This window comes from Pseudomonas sp. D4-21 (assembly GCF_051132125.1).
Lineage (GTDB): Bacteria > Pseudomonadota > Gammaproteobacteria > Pseudomonadales > Pseudomonadaceae > Aquipseudomonas.
The window spans coordinates 838,738-851,946 of the sequence record NZ_CP071664.1 but is presented as its reverse complement, the minus strand read 5'-3'; the positions used below and the strand labels follow the sequence as shown (position 1 = coordinate 851,946).

Genomic DNA, 13,209 nt, shown 5'->3' with positions numbered 1-13,209 from the left:
AATTATTCGTTGACAATGATTATTGTCATAATCTAATTATATTACGGCAATAATAATTTCCAGCGACATATTCGGTTGGAACCTAAGAGAGAGAAAACGATGACGAGTCCCACTATCCTCATTACCGGCGCCAGCGGTTTTACCGGCCGGAGAACCGTTGAGATATTGCGTGAGAAAAAATACGCGGTACGTGCGCTGGTCCGCACGAACGATGAACGAGCGGACAGATTGCGCCAACTGGGTGCCGATGTTGTGGTCGCAGACCTGCTGGACTTGAACGCAGTTCGAGCAGCGCTTGAAGGCATCAAGCGAGCTTATTTCGTTTACCCAATCGCACCTGGCTTGATCGAAGCGACTGCCCACTTCGCTCTCGCTGCTAGAGAAGCCGGGGTAGAGTCAGTTGTAAACATGTCTCAAATTTCGGCACGTCGCGTGGCCAAGAGTCACGCAGCCCTCAACCACTACACAGCCGAGCGAGTGTTTGACTGGTCGGGCCTGGATATGACCCACTTGCGGCCCACTTACTTTGCACAATGGCTGATCTACCCGCACTGGCGAAAACACATTGTTGAACACAGCGAGATTCGCCTGCCGTTTGGTTCAGGTCGTCACGCGCCGATCGCAGCAGAGGATCAGGCTCGGCTGATCGCTGCCATCCTGGAAAACCCGCAGCCCCACAAGGGCAGGACGTACCCGTTGTACGGTCCGGTGGAACTGAACCAACAGGCCGTAGCTGACGAAGTCGGCAGAGTATTAGGTCGTGACATCAAATACGTGGCGATAACACTGGATCAGTACCGCCAGGAGTTGCAGAGCGACGGCTTACAGCCTTTCCTCATTCAGCATCTGCTGGAAGTTGCCAAGGACTACCAGCAGGGTGTGTTCGCCGGTGAGGATTCCATTATTGGCGAAATCACGGGACAGCCACCGATGACTGTTCAAGCGTTCGTGACCTTACACAAGGAACTGTTCAGCAGATAAAGTCCTTGTCGAATTGCGATAAGCGATGCTGTAGCCAGACACCCGGAAGCCAACCTGCCTCCGGGTGTCACATGTCCCAAGGCAAGTATCCCCAGATGTGCATTCACCAACTATCCGCCTCAGGTGACGAGTCACTGAGCTCCGTCCGGACGTTTGAGCCGGGCCTGGTTTGCACAGGCCAGGAACGTCTCGATGACCTGGCTGCGGCGTTCGGCGAGGCAGTAAAGGTACGTCTCTGTATGCACCGGATCCCCTTCGATACGAATGGCTTTGAGGTTTGCACCTGGGATGTACTCGGCCTCGGACACAACACCCAGGCCGATGCCCCTGGCGACTGCTTCCCGTAGTGCCTCTCGACTACCGATCTCCATGACCATACGCGGCGTCACGTCCCGTTCGGCCAGCGCCCGCTCAAATGCCAGGCGTGTCGTCGAGCCTTGCTCGCGGCGTAACATCGGCTGCCCCTGTAGTTCTTCCAGGCGTACGACATCGCGCTGTGCCAGCGGATGCTGGTGATGAGCAAACACGATTACCCGGTGCCGGGCATAGAGCGTGGAGTGGAACGACGGATCTTCATGCAGGCCTGCGAGGACTCCGATGTCTGTTACGTAGTTTTCCAAGTCCGCCAACACCGAGGCCGAGTTGCCCACCCGGATCGACAGCTCTACCTGGGGGAACTCGCGACGATAAGCATCGACCATTTCGATGACGTGAAACGGGCCAACCGCCCCCAGTCGCAACTGTCCCCTGACCATTGTCCCGGAGTCACGCAATAAGCCATGCGCTTCGGCTTCAAGGGCCATCAACTGCTGGGCGATAGGCAGCAGTTGGCGGCCAACCGTCGACAGCTCGGCGCGGCGCCCACGGCGGTGGAACAACTCCAGGTTATGCAAGCGCTCCAACGCCTGTATCTGCGTGGTGACCGTCGGTTGGCTAAGCCCAAGTGATCGTGCCCCCGCGCTGAAGCTTCGCGCCCGCACTACTTGATCGACACCATCGCGGAGTTTCCGGCAGTGATCGATGACATCAATGCACGCCTGTCGAGAGGCGAAATGCCTCAAAACACCTGAGTTCCTGTTCCCGGGCAGTTGGCATCGTCAATTGCCCTATCAGGCGCGCCGACCCTGGCGCAGCCCAACAAAAAAGACGCCCAAAAGGCGTCTTTTTTGTGCCTTCCATTTCATTACCCAGGAAGCAGTGGCATCCATCTCCCACTAGTAGACCGATCGACTAGAAACGATTAGCATCGCCCCCATGAATACTCTAAAGATCCGCGAAACATCCGACGTCCGCCAAGGCATCCTTGATGTGGGCCAAAGAATCATGGCCGCCAAAGGTTATACCGCGGTGGGTCTGAACGAGATCCTGGCGACTGCCGGTGTGCCGAAGGGCTCGTTCTATCACTACTTTGGCTCCAAGGACGCGTTTGGCGAGGCCCTGCTCGAGAACTATTTCGAGACTTATCTCGACGATATCGACCGGACCCTCGCCCAGCCGGGCCTGACGATGGCGCAGCGTCTGCTGGACTATTTCCGCATCTGGCAGGACACCCAGTCCTTTCATGATTGCCAGGGCAAGTGCCTGGCGGTGAAGCTGGGCGTGGAAGTCGCTGACCTTTCCGAGGCCATGCGTGCAGTGCTTAATCGCGGTACGTCAGGAATCATCGATCGCCTGGCGAGTGGGATCGAGTCCGGCTTGGCCGAGGGCTCATTGACCATCAGCGGTACTCCCCACGAGGTTGCGCAGAGCCTCTATCAACTTTGGGTCGGCGCTAGCGTCATGGTGAAGATCACCAAGAGCGTCCAACCCTTCGAGACGGCGATGTCCACGACTCGCCAGCTTCTCAACCTGTCCTGATACACCGGCATGAGCGGTGTAGCGCCCGTCACGGCGTCGCACTGCTCGCGTCATCCCTCGCCGCTTTTTCCCCGACGTTTCTACGATTCTTCCTACGCTCACTTGCAGCCCCTGAATAGCAGCCGTAAAAAATTTCAAAAAGTTACTAGACGACCGGTCTAATTTCAAATACCGTAGCAGCACGTTCACCTCTGGGAACAAAGAACTACAGCCTTAGCCAGTCAACCAATGATCGTTCGCCGTCAACCAACTAGACGACCGGTCTAATTTAACGATTTGTCGTGACCTCACGACCCAACTGAAAAAAGGAAGCACAAAATGAAAATTCTCATGGTTCTGACCTCACACGACACCCTTGGCGATACCGGCCGCAAAACCGGTTTTTGGCTCGAAGAGCTGGCAGCGCCTTATTACACCTTCCTGGGCGCCAACGCCGAGATCGTCCTGGCGTCCCCAGCGGGTGGCCAGCCACCGCTCGATCCGAAGAGCAACGAGCCGTCCTTCCAGACAGACCTGACCCGCCGCTTCGAAACCGATGCCGTAGCCACAGCGCTGCTCGCCAACACCGTGCGCCTGGACAGCGTATCGCCTGCCGATTTCGATGCGGTTTTCTACCCAGGCGGCCACGGCCCGCTGTGGGATCTGGCAGAAGACCCGGTCTCGATCCAGTTGATCGAGTCCTTCATCGCCGCCGGCAAGCCCGCTGCCTTGGTGTGCCATGCCCCGGGCGTCCTGCGCCATGTAAAGAAGGCTGACGGCACACCCTTGGTCGAAGGCAAGCAAGTTGCCGGTTTCACCAATTCCGAAGAAGAGGCAGTCGGCCTGACCCACGTCGTGCCCTTCCTGGTCGAGGACATGCTCAAGGCCAACGGCGGCCTGTACTCGAAAGGCCCGGACTGGGCCTCCTACGTGGTTCGCGACGGCCTGCTGATCACCGGCCAGAACCCCGGCTCGTCCAGCGAAGCCGCGAAGGTCCTGACAGAGCTGCTGAACAACGCCTGATCAAGCCTTGGGCGGGAGACGCCGCAGGTCTCCCGCACTCTACGACATCCCCCGACGCCATCGGCAAAAGCCCTCACATTCCTGGAGACACTTATGACTGCGTTCAACTTGCAGCAGATCAAAGACGCTGGCTGGCTGAAAGAAGCCAACTATATCGACGGCCTGTGGGTGGCAGCGGATGACGCCAGCCACTTCGCGGTAAACGACCCAGCCACCGAGAGCCAGATCGGCCAGATCCCTTGGAGCGGCGCTGTTGAAACACGCCGCGCCATCGACGCCGCACAGGCAGCGTTCGCATCCTGGTCACTGACCACCGCGGCAGAGCGCGCCATTCTGCTCAATCGCATGGCGCAGTTGGTACGCGACAACCTCGACATCCTCGCCAGCATGCTGACGCTCGAACAAGGCAAGCCGCTGGCCGAAGCGCGCAACGAAATGAAACTGGGCGCCGACTACATTCAGTGGTTTGCCGAAGAGGCGCGGCGCATCAATGGCGAGATCATTCCCTCGCCTTGGAAAGACCGGCAGATCCTGGTCACCCGCGAGCCCGTCGGCGTGGTGGGAGCGATCTCGCCGTGGAACTTCCCCTTCTCCATGCTCTCGCGCAAAGTCGCTCCGGCGCTGGCGGCCGGCTGCACCATCGTCATCAAACCATCCGAATTCACGCCGTTCTCCGGCCTGCTCTATGGTGTGTTGGCGCAGCAAGCGGGCATCCCCGCCGGTGTGGTCAATGTCGTCACAGGCGACGGTGCCGCGGTGGGCGGCGAACTGTCCGCCAACCCGTTGGTGCGCAAGATCACCTTCACCGGTTCCACCCGCGTCGGCAAGCTGCTGTACAAGCAATCCGCCGACAGCATGAAGAAATTGTCGATGGAGTTGGGCGGCAACGCACCGACCATCATTTTCGACGACGCCGACCTCGACCTGGCCGTCGAAAATGCCATCGCCGGAAAATTTCGCAACAGTGGCCAGACCTGCGTATGCACCAACCGCTTCTATGTCCAGGACGGTATCTATGACGAGTTCGCTAAGCGCCTGACGGCACGGGTCCGGCAGCTGAAAATCGGCAACGGCTTCGATGAGAGCGTCGAGCAAGGCCCGCTGATCAACCAGGCCGCCGTCAGCAAGGTCGATGCGCACGTGCGAGACGCCCAAGCCAAAGGCGGTCGGGTATTGCTGGGTGGCAAACGCCATGCGCTCGGCGCGACGTTTTATGAGCCCACCGTGATCGCTGACGCCACAGCCGACATGCTCATCGCCCAGGAAGAGACCTTCGGCCCCGTGGCAGCGCTGTTCCGCTTCAGCACCGAACAAGAAGGCATCGACGCCGCCAACGCCTCCGAGTTCGGCCTGGCCGCGTACTTCTTTACCCGCGACCTGGCGCGCACCTTCCGCGTCTCCCGCGCCTTGCAGAGCGGCATGATCGGCATCAACGCCGGGGTCATCACCACCGTCGAAGCGCCCTTCGGCGGGGTCAAGGATAGCGGTATCGGCCGCGAGGGCTCGACTCATGGCCTGGATGAATACCTCAACCTCAAATACCTCAGCCTCGGTGGTTTGTAAGCCCACCCGACATTGACGCGACAAGGAATCGAATCATGGAACATCGCTCGTTGTTCGAGCCCACCTCGTTGGGCTCCATCACGCTGAAGAACCGCATCGTCATGCCGCCACTCACCCGCCAACGCAGCGGACAGCCCGGCGACATTCCCACGGCCCTGATGGCGCGCTACTACCAACAACGGGCCAGCGCCGGCCTGATCATCAGCGAAGGCACCCAGATCGAGCCTCGGGGCAAAGGTTATGCCTGGACGCCAGGCATCTACAGCCAGGCGCAGATCGATGGCTGGCGCACCGTGACCGACGCCGTGCATGCCAAGGGCGGGGTGATTTTCGCCCAGCTTTGGCACGTTGGCCGGGTGTCCCACAACGCACTGCAGCCCAACAACGCCGCCCCCATCGCGCCGTCGCCGATCCAGGCGCAAAAGGCCAAGGCCTTCATCGAAACCGGCCCTGGCACCGGTACTCTGGTGGAACCGTCCATGCCTCGGGAATTGAGCGTCGCCGAGATCAAGACGCTGGTCGAACTCTATGCCCAGGCCGCACGCAATGCCCTGAGCGCCGGCTTCGACGGCATTGAAATCCACTCGGCCAATGGCTATCTGGTCAATCAGTTCATCTCGACCCATGCCAACCAGCGCACCGATGAATACGGCGGCTCGCTGCACAACCGCCTGCGCTTCTTGCGCGAAGTGGTGCAAGCCGTCAGCGCCGTGGTCGGGCCCGAACGCGTCGGGGTGCGCTTCACGCCGCTGTTCACCAGCACCGACGAAGACCGGGTGTACATCGGCTTTGTCGAAGAAGATCCGCACCAGACCTACATCGAGGCCATCAAGGTGCTTGAGCAAGCAGGCGTAGGCTACCTCTCGATCGCCGAAGCCGACTGGCCGAATGCGCCGGACCTGCCCGACGCGTTTCGTCGCGAGGTCAGACGCACGTTCAGCGGTCGCATCATCTATGCCGGTTTGTACACTGCGGATCGCGCGGCACGCCTGGTCGAAGCGGGCCTGGCCGACCTGGTTGCGTTCGGTCGTCCCTTCATTGCCAACCCCGACTTGCCTGAGCGCATCGCCAACGGCTGGCCGCTGAACACCTTGAACGCCGCTGGGCTGTATGGCGGCAACGAGCAAGGGTTCACCGACTACCCGCGGTACAGCCCCTCCACATCTGACGTAAAAGAAGAGGTATTGGCATGAACGAAGGAATCGAAGGCAAAGTCGTCCTGATCACCGGCGGCAGCACCGGCATCGGCGCCGAAGTCGCTCGCCTGCTGGCTGCACGCGGCGCCAAGGTGGCAGTGGCCGCACGGCGGACTGACAAACTGGAGGCCGTGGTGGCCGGGATCGCTCGCCAGGGTGGCGCGGCCAAAGCCTACACCCTCGACGTCACCGACAAACGCCAGGTCGAGGCCGTGGTCGCCGCGGTCGTGACCGACTTCGGCAAGCTCGACGTGCTGATCAACAACGCCGGACTGATGCCGATTCGCCCCATGGCGGAGGTCAACACCGATGAATGGGACGCCATGATCGACGTCAACCTCAAGGGCACGCTCTACGGTATCGCAGCGGCGCTGCCACGTTTCCTCGCGCAGGAAAGCGGACACATCATCAACCTGAGCTCCGTGGCTGGAGTGAAAGTCTTTGCACCCGGTGGAACGGTGTACTCGGGAACGAAGTTCGCCGTCAGCGCCATTTCCGAAGGCTTGCGCCAGGAAGTAGGCGACAAGGTTCGCGTGACGTCCATCGCACCCGGCGCGGTGGACAGCGACCTCAAGCACAGCACCTTCGGCACAGCCAAAGACACCGTGCTGGACTTCTACAAGAAAGCAATCCCGGCTGCCTCGGTGGCTCGTGCCATCGCTTTCGCGATCGAGCAGCCGAACGATGTGGACATCAACGAAATCGTGCTCCGTCCGACTCAACAGGAGTTTTGACAAAAGGGAAAGACAAAAGGGGACTTGACCGTAGAGGACTTCAGGTGCGGATCGTCCACCGGTACTCGGGACATACGTAGCCGCATCGAATGAATTTTTCTTCACCCCGGGTCTTCATGTGATCCGTTACAGTCCCCTCGCTCATTCAAGAAACTAAGGTTTTAGCCCGCTCTCCCGCGGGCTTTTTTTTGCCTGTCATTCCTCATCCCGACAAAAAAACTTTCAGATTCAGGACCAGCCGCCGATACAGCTCCGTTAAACGTTTTTGCTGGCTCTTAACAACAACAATCTTCCAGCCAACCGACGATCAAGCAGCGCAACGTTCCTGGAGGAATTTGATGAATAGCTGGTTTGGCAACATTAGCGTCAACATGAAACTGGGCCTGGGCTTCGGCCTGGTGCTGGTACTGACTTGTCTCCTGGCCCTGACCAGTTGGACCAGCCTGGGTGGCTTGATCGACCGCAGCAACTGGATGAGCGACATCACCCAGCTCAACGCTGGCCTGACCAAGCTACGCGTCACGCGCCTGCAATACATGCTGACCAACGGCGACGAGACCGCCGCGCAAAATGTACAGACCACCCTTGATGGTTTCCTGGCGCAGCAGAATGCGCTGCTCAACAGTTTCAAAAGCCCTGCAAACGTCAAACTGCTCAAAGAGCAGAATGCGACCATCAACGCCTATCAAGTGTCGCTGAACAAAATGCGCAGCGCCTACCGTACCGGCAACTCCGCCCGTGAGGTCATGGGCGCAAACGCCGAGACGGCCTACAAGCTGATCGAAGCAATCGATTCGGACGTCAAGCAAATGGCCCTCAGCGATGAACGCTTTGAGCAGTTCCAGGCCATTACCCAGACCAAGCAGGCGTTCATGCTGGCTCGTTATGAAGTGCGCGGCTATACCGCCAATCCCAACGCCGATACCGAACGCAAGGCCTTCGCCCAACTGGATGCCGCCATCGCGTCGCTCAAGCCGCTCGATGAATACTTCGCCAGTACCCGCCAAGGTGAGCTGCGCCAGCTTGAGTCGACCCTGGTCCAATACCGCAGCGCCGTACAGGCTTTCAAATTGGCCACGGCCGATGTTGTACAGGCACGCAAGGAAATGACTGACCAAGGCGCGGCCATCGTCTCCCTGAGCGAGCAGCTGTACCAGATCCAACTCGACCGTCGCGACGACGAAAGCGCCCAAGCCCGCACGCTGCAACTGGTCAGCACCTTGCTGGCCTTGTTGGTGGGCGTCATTGCCGCCGTGGTCATCACTCGCCAGATCACTCGCCCGCTGCGTGAAACGCTCGCCGTGGTAGAGCGCATCGCCGGCGGCGACCTGTCGCAGAACGTTATCGTTACCCGTCGCGATGAACTCGGCGTCCTGCAACAAGGCATCGCCCGCATGGGCGTGACCTTGCGCGACCTCATCAGCGGCATCCGCGATGGCGTGACGCAGATCGCCAGCGCCGCCGAAGAGCTGTCGGCCGTCACCGAGCAGACCAGCGCCGGCGTCAACAGCCAGAAAGTCGAGACCGACCAGGTCGCGACCGCCATGCATGAGATGACCGCCACGGTCCAGGAAGTCGCCCGCAACGCCGAAGAAGCGTCCCAAGCCGCGGCCGCCGCCGACGGTGAAGCCCGTGATGGCGACCAGGTGGTCAACGAAGCCATCGCTCAGATCGAACGCCTGGCCAGTGAAGTGGTGCGCTCTACCGATGCGATGACCGTTCTGCAGCAGGAAAGCGACAAGATCGGCGCGGTGATGGACGTCATCAAGGCCGTCGCCGAGCAGACCAACTTGCTGGCGCTCAACGCCGCCATCGAAGCGGCCCGCGCCGGTGAAGCCGGTCGTGGCTTCGCAGTCGTCGCCGACGAAGTCCGTGGCCTGGCTCAACGCACGCAGAAATCCACCGAGGAAATCGAAGGCCTGGTGGCCGGCCTGCAGAACGGCACCCAGCAAGTGGCCGCCGTGATGAACAACAGCCGCAACCTCACCGACAGCAGCGTGGCACTGACCCGCAAGGCCGGCGTGTCACTGGAGAACATCACCCGCACGGTGTCGAACATCCAGTCGATGAACCAGCAGATCGCCGCCGCCGCCGAGCAACAGAGCGCCGTGGCCGAAGAGATCAGCCGCAGCATCATCAACGTGCGCGATGTCTCCGAACAAACCGCCGCCGCCAGCGAAGAGACCGCAGCGTCCAGTGTTGAACTGGCGCGGTTGGGCGGTCAGTTGCAGCAGATGGTCAGTCATTTCAGGGTTTGATTACGCAAACGCCCGCTTCCAATGGAAACGGGCGTCTTGCCTACCGATGCAGCTCAAGCGTTCCAGGGGTTGATCACCTCAATCCCCGGAAACTCGAAGTCTCTTATGTTGCGTGTGGCAATCGGCGCGCCGTGAGACCGGCAAATAGCCGCAATTTGCGCATCGGCCATACCCGCCGCCTTACCCTTGGCCTCACACGACGCAACAAGCGTTGCGTACTCAACAGCCGCATGGGCATCAAAAGATAAAATCCTGCCTGCAAAATCCTCTTCAAAAATTGCCATCGCATGGGATTCGAGCTTCTGCTTTCGCTTGCCGAAGGGCAGCCTGGCTATACCATGAAGAATTTCCGCTACCGTGATAGCGCAGATGACCAGATCCATCGCTGGCTGTGAATCGACCCAAGTCAGAACTTTTGTATCCGGCTCAACGCGCATGAATTCGGAAATCACATTGGTATCGAGGATTATCATTCAGAGAAATCCACCGCCTTTGCTTTTTCGTCACGGGACGGTAGGTCAAGCTCAACGCCCCCCAGGGCCCGGAACCTGTTTCGAATACGACTTCCCAATCCTCCCGCAGAATTAACCGTGGCCAGTGCGCGCCCCAGGATAAGACGAGCCTCTTCCTCCATTGAATGACCATTGTGAGCCGCAGCGATACGCAGTTGCTCTTTTATTTGATCATCTAGATTTCGAATCGTGATACTAGCCATAACGCCACCGCAATCAATGAAATCATTGACTGCAAGATTAGTCGACGAGTCGTCGAATTGTCCAGCCGCCGTTACACACTGATCGCGTTCGTAAAGACCAACCGATTCCCAAACGGATCCATCACGGTCATGTCCTGGCTACCCCACGGCATGGCCTGGATCTGTGGATGGGCGTAGCGATATTGCTTGGCGATCAATTGCTGCTGGAAGACTTCCAGTTCATCAGTCTCGATTCGCAACGCCGAGCCCGGCGTGCAATCGCCATGGTGCTCGGACAGGTGCAGCACGCAGTCACCACGGGAGACTTGCAGGTACAACGGAAAGTCGTCACCGAAGCGGTGTTGCCAGTCGACGGTAAAGCCCAGGAAGTCGACATAGAACGCCAACGCCTTGGTTTCATCGAAGATCCGCAGGATCGGAGTGGTTTTACCGAAGCTCATGGGTTGCTCCCTGGCTGAAAAGACCCAGTTTAGATGGGTTGACCCCAATGCTTCGGCCTGTGATTGGGCTTCTTTAGTGTCGTAGTGCCATTATTGTGACGTCAACTAATGCAACTGCTTGCCTTTGAATGCTATCGGGAGCAGTGAAATCCGTGGCGCAGGTCGCCTTCACGCGCCAGGAAACGTCCTTCTCTTTTGCCATTCGCTTGCCCTTTGCAATAACTCAGGATGCCGTTGACCCACACGCCGTCAATGCCTTCCGCCGCCCGTTGCGGTTCGTTGAAGTCCGCGACGTCGCGGATGGTCTGTGGATTGAACAACACCAGGTCCGCCCAATGTCCTTCACGTATTTCGCCCCGCTCCTTCAGGCCGAAGCGCGCGGCTGAAAGCCCTGTCATCTTGTGGACGGCGGTATGCAGCGGAAAAAGCCCGATGTCTCGACTGAAATGTCCCAAGACTCGAGGGAAAGCGCCCCACAGCCGTGGGTGCGGAAAGGGGTCTTCGGGCAGGCCATCAGAGCCGACCATGGACAAAGGGTGCGCGAGGATTCGTCTTACATCGCTTTCATCCATGCCGTAATACACCGCACCTGCCGGCTGTAGGCGACTCGCCGCTTCCAGGAGCGACACGTCCCATTCGGCGGCGATGTCTGCCAGGTCTCGACCGCCCATGGGCGGATGCGGTGTCGACCAGGTGATGGTGATGCGGTGGGCATCAGTCACCTGTTTGAGGTCCAGTGTCGAAGAGCTCGCCGCATAGGGATAGCAGTCACAACCAACTGGGTGGGTTTTCGCCGCGTTTTCCAACGCCGCGAGCACCTGTGGACTACGTCCCCAGTTACCGGCGCCGGCACATTTGAGGTGGGAAACAATGACCGGGCTCTGGGCATGACGACCGATCTGGAACGCCTCGTCCATGGCTTCCAGCACCGGCTCGAATTCGCTGCGCAGATGGGTGGTGTAGACCGCGCCGAACGCCGCCAACTCTTCGGTCAATTGCATGACCTCGTCAGTGGATGCGCAGAACGCGTTGGCATAGGCCAGGCCGGTGGACAGGCCCAGCGCACCGTCCTCCAGGCTTTCACGCAGTTGCTGACGCATGGCGGCGATTTCTCCTGCGCTGGCGGTGCGCAACAAGTCGTCCAGATGATTGCTGCGCAGCGCCGTGTGCCCGACCAAGGCGGCTACGTTGACCGCTGGTGTCGCCGCCTCCACCGCCGAACGATAATCAGCGAAGCGTGGGTAGGCAAACGCCTGGGCGGTGCCGAGCAGGTTCATCGGGTCCGGCGGATCGCCCTGAAGGCGAACCGGTGACGCGCTGATGCCGCAGTTGCCGACGATCACCGTGGTCACGCCCTGGCTGAGCTTGGGCAGCATTTGCGGTTGGCGGATGACCACCGTGTCGTCGTGGGTGTGCACGTCGATGAATCCTGGCGCCAGCACGCGGCCAGCGGCGTCGATTTCGTCAACCGCCCGGGTGTCGCCCAGATCGCCGATGCGCTCGATGCGACCCGCGCGAATCGCCACGTCGGCGTTATAGCCAGGCTTGTCGTGACCATCGATCACCAAGGCGTTGCGGATGAGTGTGTCGTACAGCATTTCAGTCTCCCAGCGGCAGGCGATCGTCGCCGCCACGGTAATCGTCCAGGGCAAGCTTGACCCGCCGCAGGCGCTCTTGATTGTCTTGCGGATGAGCCAGCGCCAGTTCAGTGGCGAGCACATCGATGGCCAGCAGCATGCCGTAGCGCGCCGCCGTGGGTTTGTAGATGAACGAGGTTTCGGCGCCTTGCAGCGGCAACACCACGTCGGCCAGGCGGGCCAGTGGCGAGTCGGCACGGGTGATGGCCAAGATCGGAGCACCGTAGCTGCGGGCCAGTTCAACCGCGCTCAACAACTCCGGCGTGATACCAGTCAGTGAACAGGCAATGACCAAGTGTTGATCGCTCAGCGAAGTGGCGGTGATGCGCATCATCACCGGGTCGCGGCAGGCGGCGATCGAGTAGCCGAAACGCACCAGGCGCACCTGTAATTCTTCGCCACACAGCGCCGACCAGCCACCGAGGCCGAACGCATGGACCATTCGTGCCTTGCCGATCATCCGTACCGCATCGCCGAACTGCGGCTCTTCGAACGCTGCCAAGTGCTGGCGCAACGTCGATTCGATGTCCCCAACGATCTGTCCATAAAACGCCGATTGCTCGGGCGCGCCGGCGGGGTCGAGGAAGCGACTGCCGACGCCACTGGCCTGGGCCAGCTGCAGGCGCAGGTCTCGCAGATCGCGGCAACCGACGGTACGGGCAAAGCGCGACAACGTGGCGCTGCTGACTTCCGCGCGCTGGGCCAACTCTTCCAGGCTGGCGGAGGCGGCAAATCCTACGTCGTCGAGCATCAGCCGGGCGATTCTTCCTTCGCCGGCGCTGAAAGAATCCTGACGGGAGCGGATCTGGTAGAGGATGTCCATGAC

General features: G+C 60.0%; 13 protein-coding genes and 2 pseudogenes. 9 read left to right on the top strand and 6 right to left on the bottom strand.

Annotated elements, in window-relative coordinates; translation table 11 throughout:
• Positions 1-99: 99 nt before the first annotated feature.
• Positions 100-981 (top strand): NmrA family NAD(P)-binding protein, encoded by an 882-nt coding sequence (locus tag J3Q04_RS03715; RefSeq protein WP_434607890.1) that lies wholly within the window; start codon positions 100-102, stop codon positions 979-981.
• 131 nt (positions 982-1,112) lie between these two features.
• Here J3Q04_RS03715 and J3Q04_RS03710 read toward each other — a convergent pair whose 3' ends face one another.
• Positions 1,113-1,961: a LysR substrate-binding domain-containing protein gene (locus J3Q04_RS03710; RefSeq protein WP_434607892.1), complete on the bottom strand. Its 849-nt coding sequence runs from the start codon at positions 1,959-1,961 to the stop codon at positions 1,113-1,115.
• Here J3Q04_RS03710 and J3Q04_RS03705 point away from each other — a divergent pair.
• The 8 genes and pseudogenes from J3Q04_RS03705 to J3Q04_RS03670 all read left to right on the top strand — a co-directional run.
• A pseudogene (locus J3Q04_RS03705) lies at positions 1,944-2,051 on the top strand (phosphonoacetaldehyde hydrolase); the annotation flags it as partial. The gene J3Q04_RS03710 and the pseudogene J3Q04_RS03705 sit on opposite strands and share 18 nt — an antisense overlap.
• Positions 2,052-2,235: 184 nt before the next feature.
• On the top strand, positions 2,236-2,838 hold the full coding sequence (locus J3Q04_RS03700; protein ID WP_420765625.1) for a TetR/AcrR family transcriptional regulator: 603 nt from the start codon (positions 2,236-2,238) through the stop codon (positions 2,836-2,838).
• 318 nt (positions 2,839-3,156) lie between these two features.
• On the top strand, positions 3,157-3,840 hold the full coding sequence (locus J3Q04_RS03695) for a type 1 glutamine amidotransferase domain-containing protein (RefSeq protein ID WP_420765626.1): 684 nt from the start codon (positions 3,157-3,159) through the stop codon (positions 3,838-3,840).
• Positions 3,841-3,933: 93 nt separating this feature from the next.
• Positions 3,934-5,403 carry an NAD-dependent succinate-semialdehyde dehydrogenase gene (locus tag J3Q04_RS03690; RefSeq protein ID WP_434607895.1) on the top strand — a complete coding sequence of 490 codons (1,470 nt, stop codon included), beginning with the start codon at positions 3,934-3,936 and terminating at the stop codon, positions 5,401-5,403.
• A gap of 35 nt (positions 5,404-5,438) precedes the next feature.
• Positions 5,439-6,596: an alkene reductase gene (locus J3Q04_RS03685; RefSeq protein WP_434607897.1), complete on the top strand. Its 1,158-nt coding sequence runs from the start codon at positions 5,439-5,441 to the stop codon at positions 6,594-6,596.
• On the top strand, positions 6,593-7,333 hold the full coding sequence (locus J3Q04_RS03680; protein ID WP_434560787.1) for an SDR family oxidoreductase: 741 nt from the start codon (positions 6,593-6,595) through the stop codon (positions 7,331-7,333). Before J3Q04_RS03685 ends, J3Q04_RS03680 begins: the two co-directional genes overlap by 4 nt.
• Before the next feature lie 338 nt (positions 7,334-7,671).
• A pseudogene (locus J3Q04_RS03675) lies at positions 7,672-8,685 on the top strand (methyl-accepting chemotaxis protein); the annotation flags it as partial.
• A gap of 42 nt (positions 8,686-8,727) precedes the next feature.
• Entirely contained in the window at positions 8,728-9,591 is an 864-nt protein-coding gene (locus tag J3Q04_RS03670) for a methyl-accepting chemotaxis protein (protein WP_434635627.1), read from the top strand.
• A 53-nt stretch (positions 9,592-9,644) separates the two neighbouring features.
• Here J3Q04_RS03670 and J3Q04_RS03665 read toward each other — a convergent pair whose 3' ends face one another.
• The 5 genes from J3Q04_RS03665 to J3Q04_RS03645 form a co-directional block, all read right to left on the bottom strand.
• Positions 9,645-10,064 (bottom strand): type II toxin-antitoxin system VapC family toxin, encoded by a 420-nt coding sequence (locus J3Q04_RS03665; RefSeq protein WP_434560789.1) that lies wholly within the window; start codon positions 10,062-10,064, stop codon positions 9,645-9,647.
• Complete coding sequence (locus tag J3Q04_RS03660; protein WP_039592371.1) at positions 10,061-10,306, bottom strand: FitA-like ribbon-helix-helix domain-containing protein; 246 nt, start codon at positions 10,304-10,306, stop codon at positions 10,061-10,063. Before J3Q04_RS03660 ends, J3Q04_RS03665 begins: the two co-directional genes overlap by 4 nt.
• A gap of 71 nt (positions 10,307-10,377) precedes the next feature.
• On the bottom strand, positions 10,378-10,746 hold the full coding sequence (locus J3Q04_RS03655) for a glyoxalase superfamily protein (protein ID WP_434560793.1): 369 nt from the start codon (positions 10,744-10,746) through the stop codon (positions 10,378-10,380).
• A 131-nt stretch (positions 10,747-10,877) separates the two neighbouring features.
• Entirely contained in the window at positions 10,878-12,344 is a 1,467-nt protein-coding gene (locus tag J3Q04_RS03650; protein WP_434611668.1) for an N-acyl-D-amino-acid deacylase family protein, read from the bottom strand.
• 1 nt (position 12,345) lies between these two features.
• Positions 12,346-13,206, bottom strand: coding sequence for a MurR/RpiR family transcriptional regulator (locus J3Q04_RS03645; protein WP_434607900.1), 861 nt, complete (start codon positions 13,204-13,206; stop codon positions 12,346-12,348).
• Between the last annotated feature and the right edge of the window lie 3 nt (positions 13,207-13,209).